Origin of the sequence: Microcoleus sp. B7-D4, assembly GCF_036705125.1 — a bacterium.
Taxonomy (GTDB): Bacteria; Cyanobacteriota; Cyanobacteriia; order Cyanobacteriales; family Microcoleaceae; genus Microcoleus.
Genome location: NZ_JAUBTT010000002.1, coordinates 108,160 through 128,925, shown reverse-complemented (window position 1 = coordinate 128,925; position 20,766 = coordinate 108,160). Strand labels below are relative to the sequence as shown.

Annotated in this window: 18 protein-coding genes; 4 read left to right on the top strand and 14 right to left on the bottom strand. The window is 44.6% G+C overall.

The genetic code is table 11. The features are described 5' to 3' along the window. Window positions 1-35: 35 nt before the first annotated feature. Window positions 36-1,400: a proton extrusion protein PcxA gene (locus QUB12_RS01295; protein ID WP_333305103.1), complete on the top strand. Its 1,365-nt coding sequence runs from the start codon at window positions 36-38 to the stop codon at window positions 1,398-1,400. Between the two features lie 465 nt (window positions 1,401-1,865). Here the strand turns inward: QUB12_RS01295 and rodA are convergent, their stop codons facing one another. From rodA to QUB12_RS01265, 6 genes are all read right to left on the bottom strand, one after another. Further along, entirely contained in the window at window positions 1,866-3,125 is a 1,260-nt protein-coding gene (gene rodA, locus QUB12_RS01290) for a rod shape-determining protein RodA (RefSeq protein WP_333305101.1), read from the bottom strand. Window positions 3,126-3,454: 329 nt separating this feature from the next. After that, window positions 3,455-3,802 carry a VOC family protein gene (locus QUB12_RS01285; RefSeq protein ID WP_333103068.1) on the bottom strand — a complete coding sequence of 116 codons (348 nt, stop codon included), beginning with the start codon at window positions 3,800-3,802 and terminating at the stop codon, window positions 3,455-3,457. 330 nt (window positions 3,803-4,132) lie between these two features. Then, window positions 4,133-5,311, bottom strand: coding sequence for a transposase (locus QUB12_RS01280; RefSeq protein WP_333143242.1), 1,179 nt, complete (start codon window positions 5,309-5,311; stop codon window positions 4,133-4,135). Beyond that, window positions 5,214-5,831, bottom strand: coding sequence for an IS607 family transposase (locus QUB12_RS01275; RefSeq protein ID WP_333143243.1), 618 nt, complete (start codon window positions 5,829-5,831; stop codon window positions 5,214-5,216). Before QUB12_RS01275 ends, QUB12_RS01280 begins: the two co-directional genes overlap by 98 nt. A gap of 72 nt (window positions 5,832-5,903) precedes the next feature. Further along, the gene (locus QUB12_RS01270; RefSeq protein ID WP_333102998.1) at window positions 5,904-6,083 is read right to left on the bottom strand and encodes a hypothetical protein; all 180 of its coding nucleotides are present in this window, start codon (window positions 6,081-6,083) and stop codon (window positions 5,904-5,906) included. A 164-nt stretch (window positions 6,084-6,247) separates the two neighbouring features. Beyond that, window positions 6,248-6,523, bottom strand: a complete 276-nt coding sequence (locus QUB12_RS01265) for a hypothetical protein (RefSeq protein WP_333143244.1) — start codon at window positions 6,521-6,523, stop codon at window positions 6,248-6,250. A gap of 53 nt (window positions 6,524-6,576) precedes the next feature. Here QUB12_RS01265 and QUB12_RS37455 point away from each other — a divergent pair, with 53 nt between their 5' ends. Further along, on the top strand, window positions 6,577-6,690 hold the full coding sequence (locus QUB12_RS37455; protein ID WP_445252021.1) for an NfeD family protein: 114 nt from the start codon (window positions 6,577-6,579) through the stop codon (window positions 6,688-6,690). 520 nt (window positions 6,691-7,210) lie between these two features. Here QUB12_RS37455 and QUB12_RS01260 read toward each other — a convergent pair. The 8 genes from QUB12_RS01260 to QUB12_RS01225 all read right to left on the bottom strand — a co-directional run bounded on the left by QUB12_RS01260 (window position 7,211) and on the right by QUB12_RS01225 (window position 18,687). Continuing rightward, window positions 7,211-8,071, bottom strand: coding sequence for a class I SAM-dependent methyltransferase (locus QUB12_RS01260; protein ID WP_333143245.1), 861 nt, complete (start codon window positions 8,069-8,071; stop codon window positions 7,211-7,213). A gap of 43 nt (window positions 8,072-8,114) precedes the next feature. Then, window positions 8,115-9,782, bottom strand: coding sequence for an ABC transporter ATP-binding protein (locus QUB12_RS01255; protein WP_333143246.1), 1,668 nt, complete (start codon window positions 9,780-9,782; stop codon window positions 8,115-8,117). A gap of 258 nt (window positions 9,783-10,040) precedes the next feature. Continuing rightward, a complete protein-coding gene (locus QUB12_RS01250) occupies window positions 10,041-11,174 on the bottom strand; it encodes a patatin-like phospholipase family protein (protein ID WP_333143247.1) in 1,134 nt (377 codons plus the stop codon). Between the two features lie 162 nt (window positions 11,175-11,336). Beyond that, entirely contained in the window at window positions 11,337-13,451 is a 2,115-nt protein-coding gene (locus tag QUB12_RS01245) for a hypothetical protein (RefSeq protein ID WP_333143248.1), read from the bottom strand. A gap of 5 nt (window positions 13,452-13,456) precedes the next feature. Further along, the gene (locus tag QUB12_RS01240) at window positions 13,457-14,329 is read right to left on the bottom strand and encodes a hypothetical protein (RefSeq protein ID WP_333143249.1); all 873 of its coding nucleotides are present in this window, start codon (window positions 14,327-14,329) and stop codon (window positions 13,457-13,459) included. Window positions 14,330-14,799: 470 nt separating this feature from the next. Next, on the bottom strand, window positions 14,800-15,258 hold the full coding sequence (locus QUB12_RS01235) for a hypothetical protein (protein ID WP_333143250.1): 459 nt from the start codon (window positions 15,256-15,258) through the stop codon (window positions 14,800-14,802). Between the two features lie 559 nt (window positions 15,259-15,817). After that, window positions 15,818-17,695, bottom strand: coding sequence for a tetratricopeptide repeat protein (locus tag QUB12_RS01230; protein WP_333143251.1), 1,878 nt, complete (start codon window positions 17,693-17,695; stop codon window positions 15,818-15,820). Beyond that, a complete protein-coding gene (locus QUB12_RS01225; RefSeq protein ID WP_333300376.1) occupies window positions 17,635-18,687 on the bottom strand; it encodes a sigma-70 family RNA polymerase sigma factor in 1,053 nt (350 codons plus the stop codon). Before QUB12_RS01225 ends, QUB12_RS01230 begins: the two co-directional genes overlap by 61 nt. Before the next feature lie 461 nt (window positions 18,688-19,148). Between QUB12_RS01225 and QUB12_RS01220 the strand changes: the two genes are divergently transcribed. Then, window positions 19,149-19,409: a hypothetical protein gene (locus QUB12_RS01220; RefSeq protein WP_333305098.1), complete on the top strand. Its 261-nt coding sequence runs from the start codon at window positions 19,149-19,151 to the stop codon at window positions 19,407-19,409. Window positions 19,410-19,517: 108 nt separating this feature from the next. After that, complete coding sequence (locus QUB12_RS01215; RefSeq protein ID WP_333143254.1) at window positions 19,518-20,717, top strand: response regulator; 1,200 nt, start codon at window positions 19,518-19,520, stop codon at window positions 20,715-20,717. The last annotated feature ends 49 nt before the right edge of the window (window positions 20,718-20,766 follow it).

Here is a 20,766-nt window from a genome sequence, read left to right as displayed (position 1 = left end):
CACTAATGTCTACAGCCAACTAACCAGCTTTAGCTATGAATACTTCTCCGTGGTACAGGATTGTAAAATATCTCTACAGCCTTCACCAATGGTATCGAGAAACGCCTGAGAGGGCTCTCGAACAGGCCTACGATGCTGCGTTAGCAATTAAGGCGATCGAAGACGAGCATTTTGGCGGTCAAGCAATCTCCGATCGTTCGGGAGAATACGGACAAAGCACCCTGTCTTACTTTAAATCCGAACTGCAAAAATACCTCAAGGTCATCCAAACCCGAATGGTTGAGTTTAATGCTAGCCGTTCTTTTTTGGAACTGCCGGAGCGAGTGGGGGCCCAACCAAAAACGGGGCACAGCGCGGATCATCACCAGCACGGATTACATCTCAACAATAAAGATAGAGCCTCCCTTATATTTGAGAAGCTAGAGTTTATTGATGGAGTCATCGACAAGTATATTAATAATAGTAGATCGACGGCAATTGTTCCGGTTGTCACTTCAGTAAATGTGCAGGCAAAATCTACAAATAGCAGCTCTCCACCTGACAAAAAAAATAAAGGTTCAGCTAATTCTGTTCAAATTCACGATGGTGAGGTTGACACTAACTATGAAGAAGTGAATTTATTACCGCGATCGCTTTTGGGAACTTTGAATCGAATCACTAAAGATTTAGATCCGGGAGCTGAAAAAGAAGTAGTCAAGAATTTTCGCAATTCCAAAGTAAAAACCATTATTTCTCTCAGATTTATTTTGCTTTTGATTTTAGTTCCGCTGTTGACGAATCAAATTGCCAAAAACTTTTTAGTCGGCCCGGTAGTTGACCATTTTAGAGGCAAAGAAAATGCTCCAATTTTCATAAATGTTAACCTGGAAGAAGAAGCATTCCAAGAGCTGGAGAGATTTGAGCAACACCTCAAATTTGAAAGGTTAATCGGCATTGCTCCGTCGCTTTCTTTAGAGGAAACGGAAAAGAAGATTGCCGAGAAAGCAGTTGAACTAGCGGAGGAATACCGATCTGAAAGTGGTGGAGCTATTAAAAATATTTTTGCCGATTTGATTTCCTGCATTGCCTTTGCCGCGATTATCGTCACTAACAAGAAAGAGATTGAGATTTTAAAGTCTTTCATGGACGATGTGATTTACGGCCTCAGCGACAGTGCGAAAGCTTTCGTAATTATTTTGTTTACAGATGTGTTTGTCGGATTTCACTCGCCTCATGGTTGGGAAGTAATTCTCGAAGGTTTATCGAGGCATTTGGGACTGCCAGAAAATAGGCAGTTCATATTTTTGTTCATTGCGACGTTTCCAGTGATCTTGGATACGGTATTTAAGTATTGGATATTCCGTTATTTAAACCGGAGTTCGCCTTCGGCTGTTGCTACGTACAAGAATATGAACGAGTAATCAGGGGCGAAGGAAGTTCGGCAACGGATTTTGTAGCGGATGTAACGGATGTAACGGATGTCAGTCCGATGTCCGTCGGAAGAAGGAAGAAGGAAGCAGGAAGCAGGAAGGAAGAAGAAAAAAAGATGTAATAATGGCAATGGTTTCAGCGATTAAGAACGTCCTCAGTAGGGTCTCCACTGCACAGAGAGTGGCTTACCCATAGCGCATAAAAGCATTTATTGTTTGCGTCAGAAGTGGTTTAATTAAGTTGATATACTTAAGCTGTTTGGCCTCTAAATTTTATTTTTTGGCTGGTTCTCGCGCGCACCGTACAAGAATTTTATCAAACTTGACTGTCCTAAAGGCTCGGCTCAGGAAACGTAAAATTTAGATGCGGCTAGGTCGATCGAAAAAAAATACGATCGCCCTCCTCGCCTCGAAAACTTAAGGGCGATCGCATTCCCAAAACCCATTACCAATGGCCTAATTCCAACGCTTTTTGCGCTGTCGCTGGCTTGCCACCGCCTCTACCAGTCCCAGGCCGAGAAAATTACTCAGCAGCGAGGCATTCCCGTAACTCAGGAAAGGCAGCGGAATGCCCGTAACCGGAGCCAAGCCAATGTTCATTCCAATATTTACGAACACCTGAAAAATCAACATTGACAGTACGCCGATCGCCAGCAAAGAACCAAAATTATCGTTAGCAGTTTGAGCGATCGTCACCAACCGGAAACAAATTAACCAGAACATAAACAGCACGCAAATACAGCCAATAAACCCCAATTCTTCGCCAATAGCTGAAAAGATAAAGTCTGTATGCTGTTCGGGAATAAAGTTAAGCTGAGTTTGCGTTCCCTGAAACAAACCCCTGCCTTTCAGTTCCCCGGCCCCAATAGCAATCCGAGATTGAATCAAGTGATATCCGCTGCCTAAAGGGTCTTTCTCCGGGTTTAAAAACCCTGTCAGGCGCATTTTTTGATAATCCTTGAGTACATTCCAAAAAAGCTGTCCGACTTGTCCAGAAACAACGTTCACCAACACAGCACCGAAAGTCCCCAGCCAAGGCCAAGGCAGGGTTCGCCAAGCGATAATACCCGCAAGAACTACCCAGGCTACCCAAATCGGTGTAGACAGGTTATTGAGGAGAACAGAGATTAGAGGAGAGAATAGCAATATTAGCCAGCCGGGATTTACATTACCCCAGTAAAACATCCCAATTGTGATCGCGCCGAAGACTAAGGAAGTACCTAAATTTGGTTCGGCAAAGATCAATCCCCAGGGTACAGCCATAATCGCCAGCATCCTCAACATATTACCCACCGTGGGAACAGTCTTGTCGTGCAGGAGAGCTGCTAAAGTGACAATCATGCCTACTTTGGCAAATTCTGACGGTTGCAGGTAAAAGCCGCCGATGTTGATCCACCGCTGGGCGCCGAGTCCTGTAGTACCGATAAAACGCACTGCGATCAGCGACAAATTGATTAATATGTAAATCGGCCATTTCCACTCCAGCAGTATTTGGTAGCGGCAGCGGGAAATGATGATGGCGAGGAACAAACCAACTGCCCCAGTTACCCAGTGTCGCCACCAGTCGATCAGCCCCTGGTTGATTTCGACGCTGCGGATCATGATTCCCCCGAAGATGGTGAGGGCGATGCAAGCGGCGAAGAGCCAAGGGTCTGCTTCTTCCCAAGGTTTGAAGATTGATTTCCAGCGGTTTCTGACTTGTATTCTCTGCAACATGAGGATTTTAGATTTTAGATTTTAGATTTTAGATTATCGAGCCGATTTTCGGAAGTTGTGGATATATTTCGGATTCAGAGTCTGCACCTTACTTGAGAAGCGTCGGTGTAAGTACCTCAGATTATTCGGGGAGTTGTAGGGATGTTCCGGGAACGGAAGAAGGAACGCCCAACCGGGTATCTGGGTATTCTATTTTTTTCTGGGCGCTTACTTAATTTAGTTCGCGCACGTGGTCAGAAACCGGGTTTTTCTCGAAAAGACGCACTGCAACTGGCAGAAACCGCTAAAAACCCGGTTTCTTGGGTTTTGATTCGTAAGCCCTAGAATCGTCAGGCCGGTTCGTAAAGGTACTCGAAGCCGTTACCGTCGGGATCTCTGCCGTAGAAGGATGCAGTACCGTCGCGGTGTTCGTGGATGTGGGTGACGGAAACACCATCGGCTTTGAGTTGTTCGTAGGCGGATTCCATTTCGGTACGATCGTCAAATACAAACCCAAAATGCGGCCCTGCTTGGTCGTAACTCGGACTCAACAGCGCCAATCCGTCCTCTCCTGCTTTCAAATAAGCCCAGTCTGGATCTTTCCAGACTAACTCCATACCCAAGTTGCGGTAGAATTCAGCAGACTTCTCTATGTCTTGCACGCAGACGGCTACGTGTCCCAATCGTTTTAGTTTCATATCTACAAAGTTTATGGTTGTTCTTTCGTTTATTGTATCTATTTTCTGATTTCTTGCTCGATTAATTAGGTATTTTTTCAGTTTTTTTGTCGCGGCTAACTGTACTTTTTCTACTTGTTTGCTAGCGTCCATTTCGCTGAACAGTTGAATGGCGCGGTCAAAATTTTCTTGGGTTTTCTCGATGTTACCAAGTTTTTGTTCTGTTAGTGCTAGTTGAGAGCAAGCTTCGGCTCGGTCTAATTTAGCGCTGGCTCGATCGGGTATTTCGATTGCTTCTGGATGGTGCGGCAGGGCTTGGTCAAATTCTCCCCGTTCTCGGTACAGATACATTTAACCCGGTAAATCCCGGACTAATCCCGGAATAACCGTGTATGGCAAGACAGAAAAAGCAGCAAGCTCTCCTGTCAAGGAGGTATCTCTCAAAGCTTTCAACAAAATATTGAAAGCGCCATTTTTATCCCTTTCTAGGGTGTGTCCGCATTTTGGACATTTAAAGATTTTAGATCCACCCAAGTTAGTATGGATATGTCCACATTTTGAGCAAGTTTTAGATGTATACTCTTCCGTTACGTCTACTACAACACCACCGTGCTTGGTGGCTTGATGCTTCAACATTTGCTTGAAACGATAATGACTCAATGTAACCATCGCTCTAGCCGTTTTAGTCGCCAACCTACGTTTACCTTTCTTGACCATTTGTTGCGTCTCAAAGGTTGGCAAAAAAATTAACTTGTACTTGCTTGTTAGATATTTGGCAGCTTTTTTATGCAATTCATTGACCAAGTTTTTAATCTTGATCCTGATTTTGGCGGCTGATTTTCGCAGGCAATACCTTAGTCGCTTGAACTCTCTCCCTTTACTTACTCCAATACGGGACATTAATTTGTCTAGATGCCTTGCTAGGCGATAGATACGACCGATATCGTTTTTTCCTATTTCGATGAAGTCACTACCATCAAAACCAGTAAGAAAAGTTCTGACACCCGGATCTAGCGCGACAACCAAATCGCTATTAATTGGTTTCATTACTTGTGCGTCAATCGCATAGCCGATCAACCACTGCCTGTTAATTAAGCTGAGTATTGGTTCGTGCTGCATTACCTCAACGATTGGTTCTGATGCTTTAAAACTTAGTCCTTTGGTAGAATTTGGGTAAAAAGTACCTAACTTCCAGTTAGATGTTTGGAACCGGATAGTTTGAGATGTGTCGAAACGGCTCCTAAACTTTGCCGTTCCTTTGACTTTCTTCGCAGCCTTGTGTGCTTCAAAAGCTTGAAACACTGCCATTTCTCGGGGATTATAAGGCTGCTCTGACACCCACTTGGGAGCCGAGTCCATCACTTTCTTTCTTAAATCGTACTTGCCAATTTTTTCGTCTCTCAGGATAGCAATTGCTTGGTTATAACACCATCTACTTGCTGCAATCCAAGTCCTCCACTTCGCTGCTAGCTTGGTTTCCGGGTAAACTCGAATCTTCTTTGATAGCAGATTTGTATTTTCGCAAACCATAGAGTCGGCAGCTAAAGACGTGGATGATGGCAAGGATATCTTCAACCATTTCTCGTTCTGGAGACAGCTCGTTTCTACTGAGAACCATGAGTTGGCAATTGTTTTGCTCGCAGATCCATTTGATAAGATCGCCACCAAACCGGCACAGTCTGTCTTGGTGTCCCACCACAACTGTTGAGATGTCTCCTGACATGACTTGTCCCAGAAGGGCAAGCAGCGCTTTTCTTTTGAAGTTGAGTCCGCCTCCGATGTCTTTGAAGACTTTGGCTTGCGGGTAGAGGTTTTGGAGGTAGCTGACTTGCCTATCGAGGTCTTCGCGCTGTTTGTAGCTACTGACCCTGGCGTAGATGGCTGTAATTCGGTCGTGTCCGGTTCCGAGAACGCTGTCGATGTCGTAGCGTCGCTGGTTGGAGGGAGTTCTGATTGCTGATATTTTGTCGGCAAGTTCCCAGTTTCTAAGGGTTTTGTCTGAGACTTGCAGGATTTTGCAAGCTTCTCGCGGTGTGACATATCTGGTCATCGCTAGGTGGTATTTTTGTTCTCAAACTATAGTACCAGACTTTACCGGAATTTACAAGAACATTCCAGGAAATCATTTACTTTGTGTCAGCAGCGCGGCTGTACCGCTGAGAGTTTTGGCTTTGATGGTGCTGTACTGGTTTTGGTCGGCCTGGGCGATCGCTTGGCGGTACAAGCTCAAAGCTTTCTCTGTCTCTGGCAGGTTGTGATAAGTGGCGGCGAGAAAAACTAATTTGTATCCCGTACCCACCAACTGACTGTTTTCCCGATCGGCATAAAGTTTTTCGGCGATATCTTCCGCCTCTTTTTTGCTCCGACACAGGAGTTGAGGAAAGCTAACCCGACATCGATCGAATAGCTATTACTCCCGATTTAGTCCCGCATTTTTTTCAGCTTGACAAATATCTCCATAGCTGATTATAATTCGCGCGTTTCTATTTGACAAAAACCTATATTAATTGCAGCGTTAACTTTCCCGAATTCCAGATTAGCTTGTTTACCGTTTTTATGTTCCCTGCTTTTCGCTATAATTTGCAAAAATTTAGTGGCTTTTATTTCTGATATTTGATGGTCTTCTATGGCTTGATTTATATCGCATAAAATTCGATAATAAATGCCTAAAATACTGTATAAACCGCTCAAATAATAATCATAAGTGACACTGTTGAGTGTGGAGGGGAAGTTGACAGACAAGCTTCTGACATCCGCACAAATCAAGTCGAGTTTATATTCAGGAGCAAGCAGCTATGTCTATTAACGATGTTGAAACAGCGATCGTAGATGAACAAATTAGCCCTCAAGAATGCGGTCGCGTTCGTTTCCAAAACAGTTGGTGGCCGGCGAAGTGCGATCCTCTTTGAGGGCTTCGCTAACGAGAAATAACTTTGCAACCCGGTGAAGTTGTTGGCGTCGTGAGACTTGACAACATTACTTTGATAGTTGAAGCGTAGTTGGGAAACCATCGGGAGATGGGGAGTTATCGGAGGGTAAAACAAATAAAGTTGCGATCGCGTTTCTATTTCTATACATTTCTCTTCAAAAGGGCGATCGTACTTCTGGCCTCTGTTAATTTCCAGATTCTAGAGTTTTACCTCAACCATAACTCGCCGCTGACAGTCGCCAGTCCGCCAGACCGCCAGGGAATGAATTCCCTGTCTAATAGCTAAAGTCCTCTGAAGAGGACTAATGAGTTTTTCAGTCCTCTTCAGAGGACTTTAGCTTTGAGGCAGGGGTTTCAACCCTTGCCGGACTGCGGGTTGAACCTAGTTGTTGACACGAAGAAGGACACGGCAATGCCGTGTCCCTACTTACGAAAAGCCTATGTGTCATGCTGACTGAAACGAAGCATCTCACTCGATGCTTCGCCCAAATGCCTAAGTTTTATTTTTCATAACGAACTAGAAGATGCCAGAGAAAAATATCCGGGTCGTCATGAGCTATCATCTCTTTAAACATCGAAACAAAAGGCTCATAGTCCAAAAACTGCATCTCCAAACTGAGTTGTTGCAATCCTGCTTCTTTAAAGATGCGATTTAACCGCAAGGGAGTGTAATAAATCTGGGGATCTTGCCACTCAGCGTCCCAAACTTTATTGCCGTAGACATCGATATATCCCTCTGTAACACAGTGAGCGTGTTGGCGACTCAAATAGGCAATTTCTAAAAAGCATAAGGTGGTTGGAAAATATCCGTATATCTTGCCACCTGGCTTGAGAACTTTACCAAATTCCCGAATCATCTCGCGATTGGTTTTATCCTCACTGGAAACCACGGAATTTGCGAGTAGGACGTAATCAAATTTCTCGTTCCACTCATGTTTTTGTTCGGTGATTCGCGTGGAGTCTACTTGCTCAAACACGATTTGCTGATTGTTGAGTCGGGAATCTCCATCTGCTGTTTTCCAGTGTGCTTGTGCTTTTTCAATGGCTGTTTTGGAAAAATCGGTACAGTAGATTTGTCCAATTTGGGGGCAAAATTCTAGTAAGGTTTTCTGAAGATAAATTTCGGAGCCGCAACCGGGAATTAGGACTTTGATGTCAGGCGAGTTGGGAATATCATAGCCGGGAGAACGCTCTGGACGGATTAAGTTTTTGCAGATTTTGGGGTCTTGGGTGATGCTGAAAGCGGTGTTAGTATAATCTTCGTGACTTTTGTCCCAGAGAGCTTTCTCTTCTTCAAGAGATTTCGAGCCTAGGTTAGCAGAAGAGGGAATTAGCCATTTGTAATCATTTGTGCTGGTCATAATTTTTAACTCCAAAATATTCAGTACAGGTCAAATGTGTGTGTCAACCGCTAACAACCAAGCTGCCGTTTTCCAGCACGTACATGACATCCGCACGCAAGGCATGGGCCATGCGGTGGGTAATCAAAATTACGGTGCGTTCTTTGGTGATGCGCTCGATGGTGGCGAGGATTTCGGCTTCTGTGGCGGGGTCAAGGGCGGATGTGGCTTCATCCAGAATTAGAATGGCTGGATTTCTTACCAAGGCTCTAGCTAAGGCAATTCTTTGCCGTTGTCCCCCTGATAACTGTCCGCCCCTGTCACCCACAGGTGTGTCGTAGCCTTGGGGTAAGGACAAAATAAAGTTGTGAATCTCGGCGGCTTTGGCTGCGGCTTCGACTTGTTCGTCAGTGGCTTCGAGATAGCCCATGCGGATGTTTTCTCGCACCGAGGAATTAAAGAGAATTACATCCTGAGAAACGAGTCCAATTTGAGAACGGAGGGAGCGTACTGTTGCATGACGTAAATCAATTCCATCAAACAGAATGCGTCCTTTATCCGGGTCATAAAATCGCGTCAGCAAGTTGACAATGGTACTTTTTCCTGCTCCACTTTGACCGACAAATACCGCGAAGTCTCCTTGGCGAATCTTCAGGGATAGATTTTTAACTCCTCCTCTATCTTGGGAGTAGCTAAAGGTAACATCGTCAAAGTTAATATCACTGGAAAAGTGAGGTAAATCAATCGCATCCGGTGCATCCTGAATGGCCGGAGTTTCTGATAAGATATCGCTGATGCGTTGCAGCCCTGCTACTCCATCGATAAATGCAGGCAGTGACGAAGTTAAACCGAGAATATTGAGATTCAATCCTAGCATTAAAACTTGAAATGAGGCAAGGGTGCCTACGGAAATGATATTTTGGTATGTCATGACAGCACCGATACTTAAAACGATAAGCTGCGTCATGACAAAACCAATCATCGGGACTTTCTGCACTAAGTAGGAGAGAAAGGTTGCCCGGACATCAACCTGTTTTAAGTCATTTAAATCGGTGGAAAAATCTTTACTCATTTGGTTTTCCAGCCCGAATATCTTGACAACGGTTTGCGAGAGGATATTCTCTTCGATAACGCTGGCAATCTGTCCTTCTTTTTGCAGCAACTTATAGCCGACTTCGGTTGCAAGGCTGGCAATTTTTGCTGGGGCAATGGTGCAGAGGGTTAAACCGATTAAACTGAGCAGGGCTAATTGCCAGTTGAGGAAGAAGAGGAAAACCAGAGAAAATAGGAAGTTAGACAGTTGTAAAACAACAACTGTCAGCCCCATTGTAATTACACCATTTTCCACCTTTTGGACATCGGCGATGAGACAATTGACAATATCCCCGGCTGAACGCCGCCCAAAAAACTCCATTGAAAGGCTTTGGAGATGCTCGAATAGAGAGTATCGGATATTGTTGGTGATTAAAATGCCCAAACGCGCTCCTAGGAAAATTCCTAGCAAACCGATGCAGGCATATAGAATTGCTCCGACAACTAGCAATGACAGGATTAGAACCAGAAGACTATAGTTTTGGGGAACGATGGCGGCATCGATGATAAATTTTAAGCTGGCTCGGAAGACTGAATCAAATGCTGCGTCGAATATTAGGCAGATAAAGAGTAAAATGAATTGCCATTTGTAGGAGGCAATGTATTTGTTGAGGGTTTTAAAGAACCAAATAAGTTCCATGAGTTATGAGAGTTTGTCTACAGGCACGATTTATACTTTTACTTTGGCAGTTTTAATTTGGATAGCATTCTTATTAAGCAGGGGCTGTTTTAAAGAGCAGAGGTTCGGCAAGTAGGGGAAGGTGGTTAAGGGAGCATCTCATATTTCTAAAAACACTTCTTCTGGCTCCTTCCTTCTGCCTCTTGCCTCCTGCCTCACAACTTAGATTTCTAGCTGGGCTGCCAAAGTGAGATGCTGCCGGTGGTTAAAGCAGCAATGCTAATCCAACTTGATAAACTGTTGAATTGCCTCTACAACTGGAACCTTTTGGTTCTTATAGTAAACTTCTCCACAATCGAGATAGCATTCAGCGGCATCTTTCAGTTCTTCACAATTCTCAGGATTGTCGATCTCTTCGCTGATTTCTTTAGACTGATTCTTCTGTGTTTTAATGTATTCGTTGTAGGGCTTTTCTCGCTTGGTCAGCGTGCGTCGCAGACGACCGGGCTGTTGTTCTCCTTGGAAGCGCTGGTTTAGATCGAAATCCAAACGCAGATAATCCCCCCCTGTACTTTCCATGATTTGGTAACAGATAGCTTCAGAATTTTGAGCAGCAGGATTCATGAACATATCCGGTAGGCGCCGAGCCCAGCCCAACTGTCCCCACCCATTGATGTCTTTATAGCTGTAGGGACAAGTTGTATTGCCAGTGCCAATGGAGAGGACAGCAATATCGCTCAATTGTAATTTGTTTTGTTTTTCAATCAACAAAGCGTGGGCGATCGCCACTAACGCCGGGTTGTTGGCTGAGACACCGCCATCGATATGGGGAAGACTTTGCTCCTCGTTATAGGGAAGGTTGTAAGGGGGAAAAAACGTGGGTGCTGATGCTGAGGCAGTGCAGATTTTCCAGAGTTCAATGTTGTCGTACCACGTTTTTGCATCGGCCGACTTATTCGTAAACCACGTTGTGTTTCGGGAATAAACGTCATAAGCAGGTATCAGAATATAGGGTCGATCAATCTCGCTCATTTTCGGAGAGCCCAACTCCGGGTGAATCAATTTTTTCTGCAATATTTTAGCTAAACCCTGCTCTCCCTGTTCGTGGGGGTATAACAAATTACTGGCGAGAGCTTGACTTACTTTTCTCCATTTTCGAGCCTCACGAACCGACGGTAGGAATATATTTTTTCCCTCTTCTAAGTAGAAATCAATCATTTGCTGAACATTCATCTGACAGGTAATCGCCGCCGCCAGAATTGAGCCAGTGGATGTGCCAGAAATCAAGTCAAAATATTCATGCAATTTCTGACCTGTTTTTTCTTGTATGGTTGTCTCTACCTGCTTGAGAATTGTAGCAGATAATACTCCCCGGATGCCGCCGCCATCTAAGCTGAGAATTTTGAATGTCATGGTATCCTCCCCGATCGGTTAATTTTTAAGTGAACAGTGCCTAACCTTTAGTTAGGATTGGAATTGAGAACGAAATCTTAGCTGTCATTTTTCATTTTTACATTTTCAGACGATCGCCCTGGTGAATATCTGAATTTTTAGAGACCAGAAAATGGGTTGAGATTACACAGGTGTGTAATATTGCCAGAACCAATATCCTAACCCCAAAAAAGTCAGCCCAACTAACAGAGCGATCGCTATCTTGGTAAAATCCATAGATTTTTCGGGCAAAGTATCTGTTACTTCGATCAAACTTCCTGGCTGGTTGAATTTATCGAGTAACTCGTTAACATCTGCTTGGTTCGTCACGACTAGATCGAACCCCCGCCAAATATATTGGCTATTATAAATATTTGGCTGTTTCTTGACTCCACCTAACTTGGCAAATAACGCATCATCAAAATACGTGGTGTCGGTTACGGCCTGGTTGTGAAAGGCAATTAACGGAGGATTCGACTCCTTATTAGACAGCGAAAAGTAAATTTTCTTCGTGTGACTAGCGATGCAATCAAAATTAGATGTTTTTTGCCCAAATGCCCGGCCAATCCAAAAACCAGGCTTCACAATTTTGTCATCTGCTCCATGCAAAATTCCAATGGGTAGAATTAACCTACTGCCGATTTGACGGATGTTTATTGGTTTGGCAGTAAACGGAGAATTGAAGATTTTTAAAATCCAGATGGCTATCTGAGGAATGCCCATGTCCGTACTTGGGGCTGGAGCGGCAGTAAGAATCTGTTTGGGTAAAAACTTTTGTTGATTTTCCTCGATATAGAGAGGCCAACTCATGGCTAATAATCCTCCCAAAGAATGACCGAACACATAAAAATCAAACTCCGATTGAGCAAGACTGGGATTATCTTGACCTAATTTTTTCCAAGCTGCATCAGTTAGACCGATAGCTTGTTGAATCCATTCCACTGGGCTGTGCAAAAGACTGAGGTCAACAGTGTAAATAAGCTGCTTCAGATTCTTTCCATAGCGGTTTTTGAACAATTTGATTACTAAAAATAGTACGACCAAGGCTAAGGAAAGGCGAAGGTACTTGAACAGGGTAGGTTTGAGGAGCTTGCGGACAACCGGGCCAATCTTCTTTCGCCGATATTGCAGTAAAGTATCCTCTATCTTGAATTTATCCCATTTTGAAACTACTTTACTCAAAATGTTCAACCAAAAAGATAAGGGTTCTTTTTCTTCACTGCCTTTGTTTGTTGTTAGATCGTCGGGATAGCGGCTGTTTTGAAAATCAGGAAAAACTACATAATAGCCTTGCTTAGCCAATTCTTCTAAATGAGATTGATAGAATTTTGGCAGGCACAAAGCAAAGCCGTGCAAGTAAGTAATTAACCTCAGTTTTCCTTCCCCATCCCGGTAAGGAGCATCAGGAGCGAAAACTTGGATAAAATTTCCTTTAATGTGACTCCCTGACTGATATATTTTGTAGCCATCTTTGGGGATAATATGCTCCCACTCAAACGCGGCTTCTGGATTTTTATTGACCATAAATATATTCTCTTGTTGTTGGTTTCTAGCTAGTTTTTTGCCGATTATCTGTACTTTATCCTCTGTTAACAGCAAACTTAGAGCCATTACTAATTCAGATGCGCTACCAGGGAGTGTACCTACTGTAGATGAAGGCATAGCATTACCAAGTAGGGCAATAAATGTTCCTACAAATAACCACGACCATTTCAGCCTGACCCAGATACCGATACCAATCAGTAGCATGAACAAATTAACTACAATGGTAATAATTGGTGGGCCACTTAAGTTAGCAGGGCTATAACGCAAAATTTCCGCAAAAAACCTTGGCTCCAACTCCAATCCTATGTAGTTGGTGGTAATATCTATCCCCGCGAGTCCGAATGCAACTACCCAAGATAAAACTCGCACTATTGTAGTCGCCCAAGCTGCTCCAGCACGGTGAGCAAGTTCAACACCAATTACAATGAACAGCGGCACAATTAAGTCGTGCAAGAGAAAGCGAACCCTACTGAGAATTTCTAAAAGCTCTCCTTCACCAATTAAATTTCCTATGGACAGAATGAAATTGTCATAGCTAAGGCTGGCTAGCAATAAAGGTAAAACAATCATCGCTAAGCTGGGTGATAGCCGCCACAGCAGAATCCCCCAACCTAGTAATACCCATTCAATCAGAGCTATACCGAGATGTCCAAGGGGATAAATCATGAACAAAATGTTGTTAATCGGCAAGGAATCAGCTATTGATATAACCATATTTGCTAATTTTCTATTGCTAATTTTTCTTGATTTGCGTGACTGAATTCAGCAATGCCTTTGCTGTAAACTAACCAAGTGAAGATAGCAACTCCTGCTTCTGTTCCACCTAAGTCATGGAGAATATGAAATAAAGCATTTAAAGCGACTTGGGGGTTGGTATAGGGATCGCCTCCATATTTGTCGAGAAGAAATACAAAAGTTAAGTTGACTCCTACTGAAAAAATTGGGACTAGAATAATCTTCCAATCTTTGAGAAGCTGATAACCTCGGTAGGTCAAGACTCCAAAAACTATAGTAAGTGCAATATAAATTGGCACTTTAAAGCTAGGGTTATCAGCTTTATAACCTAAAGGGTATAAAATTGATATAACCAACAAACTGATGGCGAACAAAATGTTAACTAATCTCGTGAGGGCAGTTGTCTTGATAACCAGGCCATCTGACCACAATACAAATGCTGAAATCAAGAAAAAGTAGAACATAAAATTCAGCATGGTGAAATCGTTTTGATAATACCAGCATTGGGTAACGTGCCAGCCAATTTCAGCGGCGATCGCTACCATAATAAAAGCTAGACCTAGTTGGGAAGCAAAAATCACTTTGAACCCCAATCCCAAATTTTTTAAACCGTCGTAAAAAATTCTCATTGCTAGCGGAATCAGCGCAAAAGTGAGAATGTGCGTGACAATTAAGCCAAATTTCCAACCGCCAGTAATACAGATTCTATTTGGATTGACTAACTGAGATTGTGCGATTTCTGGCAATATTGTCAGAGTATAACCCAATCCAAATAAAGCTATTAAAAAACAGAATGCGATAAAAGCTAAGTCAGAATTGAATATTTTGCCCCTAGGGCTTTTTTGAATGTTTATCATGGATTAAATGAGTTATTTTCAGTAGTTATATTGCGGCTTTTATGGTTAACTTTATTAGCTGATACCAATTTGATAGGTTGTTGCATATAGCAATCCTAAATGATTCAGATAAATTTGTAGGGGTAGTGCTACCCCTACTCCCCGTGCCTACCCCCTATCTATCGGGCAACCACGGGGGGATTGCCCCTACAATAATTATGAGAATGATTTAGGATTGCTATATATTTCGATCCCCCTCGCATCCCCCGCGGGAGGGGGACTTTGACCACCCTCTTGTCCCCCCCTTATTAAGGGGGGTTAGGGGGGATCGGATTCTATGCAGCCTCATAAAAAATTGGTATGAGCAAAAATCGCATAAAATTTAAACACAAATAGTTATATATTGAATAATATTTAGCTATGTGTGTTTGAAAGGACAGCTATATCAACTCTTTTATCCCAACTAATGAGTGTTATCTTTTTGATTACCCTTAGTTAGATTTGAAGTTAATGCTTAAGATCGCGGGTTCTGTTCCAAAACCACTTCCTTGTGCCTGATATCTGACATCTCCAGCTTCTAAGATCGCTGGTCCACCGCATAATTCAATTAGGTTAGTACCTTGCTGAACTTTGCTAGGCATACAACCAAACTCACGTTTTCCCCCAGTACCAGTAATTTCAATCTTGTCAATTATTCCAGTTGCAGTAGAAGGCTCTAAGGAAACTACAGCAGTGTCAATTCTTTTTGATTCTTTCAGGCATCTTATATTTGTATCAACATTGAAACTTCCGTTATCAATTTTAATCTGTCTCAATGGCTGCGGAATTACAGGATTTTCAGGAGAAGAGCAAGTATCTGCCATTGCTGCTGTAGGAAAACAGAAGATCAAAACTGACAGAGCAAATGCCAAAAACTTGGCCAATCGCATAGTTTTTTTCATTGAATTCATGATGGTGTTACTTGTTGATTTTCTGATTTGAGGCGAGACGAAGTTGTATTTTTGTCTCTACGCCTATAAGACGAATCCAGAGGTCTATTTCTGAATTTTTCGAGTTAGGGGCTGTTTTTTCCTAGATCAACGTACCCTCAGTACAAGAATTTTAATTTCCACCCATTACACCAGGTTTTGTCCTTAACTTAAGGTCAGCAACAAAATATCTAGGGTAGGCGCTGACGGCAGTGCCTACCCTACTACATCAATTTTTAATCACTGATGTTCAATTACTGATAAATATTCCACTATCAGAATTGATTTTTGATGTTATAGTCTCCAGAACTGTCTCATAATTATTTTTCTCCTTTTTGCTAGTTTTAGTTTTTGTTTTTGATTGAGGTTTTATCCTCAATTTTGTTCGAGATGAGTCGAGACGAAATTGTATTTTTGTCTCTACACCTATAAGACGAATCCAGAGGTCAATTTCTGAATTTTTCGAGTTAGAGGCTGTTTTTTCCTAACTCAATGCACTCTGAGAGGTTCAGATCCCCGACTTCCCTAAGAAGTCAAGGCTCTACGCTTTAGCACGATCGCCCTTTCGCCTCTTACCTTTGAGCCGTTTCACAGCCTCCTCAACCTCCCCGCGAAAAGGGTAGAGCAACCGCCGACTCAACGCACTTCGATACGCCTGCACTGCCTCCGTCACATCCCCCAACCCCAACAACGCTCTCCCTTGCCAGTAACTAGCCATCGCAGGATCAAACTCCATCATTTCCTGAGCGAACTGACAAGCCTTTTCCAACCATTTCCGACTCGCCACCTCATCCCCCAACACTCCATAACTCTCCCCCAGCCACACCGCAGCAGACACCGATTGCAGATAACCCCCATTTTCTGGCAACAACTGCCATCCTTGCGCCAAAGCCTCCACCGCTTCCCGGTGTTTCCCCGCCAGCGCCAACACCCGCCCATGACCAAACCAAGCATCAGGTAACTGCGGTTCAAGTTGCGTCCCCCGCACAGAGACAGCACACCCCCGATCGATTTCCTGAAAACTTTCCACCAACACCCGCCCCGCCGTCGTCCAAACACTCCAGCGATCGGGAAAACGATCGAGCATCTCCTCTACTATTGATGCAAGGGTTACTTGATTGTTCGATCGCCCTAAATCCCCCAGGGCTGTTTCATTATCCGTAGGGGCCGTGCCCCCGTGCCGGCCCTCTTGGTCTTCCATCCCGATCGAATCGTCTGGGTCGGGGGTAGGCACGGGGGCACTACCCCTGGGGGTAGGCACGCACCATCCACTACCCCTGGGGGTAGGCACGGGGGCACTACCCTTGGGGGTAGGCACGGGGGCACTACCCTTGGGGGTAGGCACGGGGGCACTACCCCTACAAAATTCACGTTTTTGGTGAGCGGTAGACGCAGAGGTTAAAGGCAAAATCTCACACAACGCCCGATAAATTTCACAATCCTGGGGATAGAGACGATAAGCCTTCAGCATCGCCTCAGCCGCCCTTTGATATTCCCCCGTATGAAACAAGCACCGCCCATAGGAATACCAACCCCTAGGATGATTCGGGTGTTCCTCAGTAAACCGTTCCAACACCCCAATCCCGTTAGCCGACTCCCCTCGGAAAAGGTGATAATATGCCAGCAACTCGCGGGCATCCGCCGCATCAGGAGCCAGTTGCAGCACAGAACCAATTATCTGTTTAGTCTGCTTCCCCTCCTCACCCGATACCAATCTCATCCGGCAACGAGTATCCGCCAGTCGTTTGAGCGCTCGGAAATCACCCGGAGCCACCTCTAGCGCTTTGCTCAACCGCCGCTGGGCTTGGCGCACATTACCCACCGCCTGACTCGCGTCGTAGCTGTCAATCAGCGCTACAACATCATCCGGGTTCAGTGACAAAACCGTATCAAAGGCTCGCAAAGCTGCAACCGCATCCCCTCTCCCCCTTTGCACCTGCCCCAAGGCCAGCCAGTGAGCCGCATTATCTGGTTCAAGGGTTGCCGCCGACTCAAAAGCGAGTATCGCGGCTTGAGTGTCATTTCTACAGAGTGCGATCGATCCGCTGATATGCTGTCGAGTCGCCTCATTGCGTGCATTGGCCAAGGCACTTTCATAAACTGCTATGGCCTCAACCTCTTGTCCCATAAGCTGCAAGAGTTTCCCCAATTGCAACCGCACGCCAATCAATGGTTGCTGCCGATCGATCACTTGGCGATACTCCTCAACCGCCTGCTCAATACGACCCATTGCATACAGCAGATTCGCCAATTCCAACCGTTTCTTCCACCCAGAAGGATACTGCTGCACGTACTCACTTAATGTTTTCAGCTTCTGGTCAATTCGGGCTGGCTTTTCGTCTAAAACCAGGTAAGCATTCAACTCCACCCCAGAGGACTGAGTGAGGGATACCACCCGGAGTGTAGTGTTTCTAGACATATTGCTGTTACCTGATAATTAATTGTCTCGCCAATGTTTTGAGGGATGGGGGCGATCGAGTCGGATGCGATCGTTTCATCGAATTGTAGGGGCAATCCCCCCGCCCCAGAATCTTGACGGGGTAGGCACGGGGGCACTACCCCTACAGCAAAATCATCCGCGATCGCCCCAGAATCTTGACGGGGTAGGCACGGGGGCACTACCCCTACAGTAAATTCATTTGCGATCGCCCCAGAATCTTGACGGGGTAGGCACGGGGGCACTACCCCTACAGCAAAATCATCCGCGATCGCCCCAGAATCTTGACGGGGTAGGCACGGGGGCACTACCCCTACAGCAAAATCATCCGCGATCGAGGCAACGTCCCCCTTTTTAGAGGACTCGGAGGAATCTAACAAAGCATCATCCAACCCTGACAAATACCTGCTCAAACGCTTTTGCAGAATATCTCGTGCCTGTTGGATGCGCTTATAAACGTTATTGAGCGAGAGAGCAAGTTGTTGGGCAATATCTTGATAGGCAATCTGGTGGCAGTAACGCAGGATAAACGGAGTTCGCAGTCGAGAAGGAAGAGTATCAATAGCGCGGCGAATGTACTGTCCCAACTCATGATGTAGAAGTGCCTCTTCAGGAGAGTTCAAACCAGAAATAAATGCTGAATTTCCTGTAGCAGCTACTTCTTCAATATCCTCCATCTGCATTGCTTTCCGGCGACGTTCTCGTTGTATATCTATACATAGATTATGGGTTAAGCGAGTGATCCAAGCTCGGAGGTTGGTGATTTTTTCGGCATAGTCTGGCAATTTGTCCCAAGCTTTGAGCATGGCGCGACTGAGCACTTCTTCAGCATCAGTAGGATTCCCCCCCATCCACCTGAGACAGCAACGGTAAAGATCATCTCGGTTCTGCTGCCATAGCTGCCAAAATGCTTTCTCTATATCTTCAGGACAAGTCCGAATGTCTGTTGCAATAACGGATTGAGAATTTGACATGATTTTAAAAGTGGTGAAAGATAAATGTGAAGGAACCTTCCTCTGTTCCTTTTTTCGTTGCACCCCAATCCCGCAAACATCTAGCTCAGTGTGGTCTGAGTATTTATGCGGATAAAGATTGGATTCAGTTGCTCTTTTTTTGAGGCTGCATCCTTTCCATGTCTGTATCCTGGCTCCCCTCCCCCGCCCCTGTCAGTCGGAAAAGTCGGATCGTAAAGTCGGAAAAGTCGGACGCCCTGGTTTTACTATCTATCTTTAGATAGAGCAGATCGACAGCATGACTGGTACTGTTCTCTGTCTTTTGGTAGATCCTATTCAATAGTATGTTTGCGCGATCGGCATAAAGCAAGTCGGAAAAGTCGGATCGTAAAGTCGGAAAAGTCGGATCATTTGGAGCGTTATGTGAATAGGGCTTACGCATGGGGGCCCATCACCTGTGTTTTTTTAGGAAAATACACAGGTTGCAGCCCGCACCCAAGGTAAAAAACCCGGTTTCTTTGGTGGGAGTGCCTCCAAGGCTGGTGAAGAAAGAGGTGGGCAAAAATTTAAGCGAACAAACTCAAATAGCTGACGGGCTGACAAGCAACTTAAAAGCCTTGCAATTAAAGGGTTTAAGCCGATCGCCCTCACACATAATTAGGCGGGCGCGATCGCCTTTTTCGGGTTTCGACAAGGTGGAATCACGATCGGGGGCGATCGTCCCGGAGCGTAAGTGTCAATAAGTCTGTCATAATAACTATTAGGAATTTCTCCACCGACTTAGTACGGTGTATAACTCAAAGTTAGGGTGCCCAATTGAAAAAACCTTACCCGATGAGATTGATTTGTACATGACTTTTGAACAAGCTCTAGAATTTCTCGAATCAGCCTTAGAGTCAAAAACCAGTAAACCGTTAAGTTTTCTCGAGCAGGAAATTTTAAAAGCTGCTTGGAAAAACGCAACTTATAGTGCTGTTGCTGACAGCTTGTACCTCAGTGTAGGACATATCAAAGATTTATCTTCCATCCTGTGGCACCGCATTTCAGACGTAATGGGGCAGAAAGTTACTAAGAATAACTTTCGCTCTCTGCTAGAGAAGCAAAGCACCAAAACTGATATCGCCGATGCCAAAAACGCAGGCGAACTTATGGCGATGGCTGCGGCTGAAACAATAGAAATCAATCAATTAGAAACTCCGAAAGGTAACATTTTAATTGTTGATGACATCCCAGAGAATCTGCATTTTCTTACCGAAATTCTGACTACAAATGGGTATAAAGTTCGGTGCGTCACCAATGGTACGATGGCCTTGAGGACTGTTCGCAATCATCCCCCCGATGCTATATTGCTGGATATTAAAATGCCAGACATGGATGGCTATCAAGTCTGCCAAACCCTCAAATCCGATGAAAACACCTCAGAAATTCCCATTATTTTCTTAAGCGCACTTGACCAAGTATTTGATAAAGTTAAAGCTTTTAAGGTAGGGGGAGTTGACTACATTTCTAAACCTTTTGAGCCGGAAGAAGTGCTAGTGCGCCTCGATACTCAGGTAACTATCCAGCACCAAAAACGCCAGCTTAAAGAAGCAATCGAGCGACACCAGCAAACTGCAGAAATTGCCTACCAATCTCGCGCCCTGCTGGCAAATTTGCTAAACTCATCTCTGGATGGAATAGCTGCGGTGGATGCGGTGAGGGGGGATATCGCTGGAGAAATTGAAGATTTTCGCTGCTTGGTAGTTAACCCTGTCTTTGCCAGACTCTTAGGGAAAAAACGAACAGAACTCGCGGTGGAACCCGTGCTGAGAAAACTGCTTAATCAATTGAGTCCAGGATTGTTTGATTTATTAGTAGAAGTTGTTGAGACGGGAGAATCGCTTGAAGGAGAGGTTCATCTAGAAAGTGATTACCTGGGCAAATGCTATTATTTCACTGCTGTTAAATTGGGAGACGGTTGCTCAATTACCATCCGCGACCTTACAGACTTAAAACAGTCGGCATTAAAGTTAATGATGGGACAGAACCAACCGCGTGCTAGCATCAAATAGCATAAACGGGACTTACACAATCCGACCCAAGAAATCTCGCTTTTAGCTG

Coding starts and splice junctions, on each gene's coding strand:
- QUB12_RS37455 (WP_445252021.1), top strand. CDS start 6,577: ATGTCTATTAACGATGTTGAAACAGCGATCGTAGATGAACAAATTAGC.
- QUB12_RS01250 (WP_333143247.1), bottom strand. CDS start 11,174: ATGACATTCAAAATTCTCAGCTTAGATGGCGGCGGCATCCGGGGAGTA.
- QUB12_RS01280 (WP_333143242.1), bottom strand. CDS start 5,311: ATGGTTTGCGAAAATACAAATCTGCTATCAAAGAAGATTCGAGTTTAC.
- QUB12_RS01245 (WP_333143248.1), bottom strand. CDS start 13,451: ATGGTTATATCAATAGCTGATTCCTTGCCGATTAACAACATTTTGTTC.
- QUB12_RS01235 (WP_333143250.1), bottom strand. CDS start 15,258: ATGAATTCAATGAAAAAAACTATGCGATTGGCCAAGTTTTTGGCATTT.
- QUB12_RS01240 (WP_333143249.1), bottom strand. CDS start 14,329: ATGATAAACATTCAAAAAAGCCCTAGGGGCAAAATATTCAATTCTGAC.
- QUB12_RS01255 (WP_333143246.1), bottom strand. CDS start 9,782: ATGGAACTTATTTGGTTCTTTAAAACCCTCAACAAATACATTGCCTCC.
- QUB12_RS01225 (WP_333300376.1), bottom strand. CDS start 18,687: ATGTCAAATTCTCAATCCGTTATTGCAACAGACATTCGGACTTGTCCT.
- QUB12_RS01230 (WP_333143251.1), bottom strand. CDS start 17,695: ATGTCTAGAAACACTACACTCCGGGTGGTATCCCTCACTCAGTCCTCT.
- QUB12_RS01295 (WP_333305103.1), top strand. CDS start 36: ATGAATACTTCTCCGTGGTACAGGATTGTAAAATATCTCTACAGCCTT.
- QUB12_RS01215 (WP_333143254.1), top strand. CDS start 19,518: ATGACTTTTGAACAAGCTCTAGAATTTCTCGAATCAGCCTTAGAGTCA.
- QUB12_RS01285 (WP_333103068.1), bottom strand. CDS start 3,802: ATGAAACTAAAACGATTGGGACACGTAGCCGTCTGCGTGCAAGACATA.
- QUB12_RS01260 (WP_333143245.1), bottom strand. CDS start 8,071: ATGACCAGCACAAATGATTACAAATGGCTAATTCCCTCTTCTGCTAAC.
- QUB12_RS01275 (WP_333143243.1), bottom strand. CDS start 5,831: ATGACCAGATATGTCACACCGCGAGAAGCTTGCAAAATCCTGCAAGTC.
- rodA (WP_333305101.1), bottom strand. CDS start 3,125: ATGTTGCAGAGAATACAAGTCAGAAACCGCTGGAAATCAATCTTCAAA.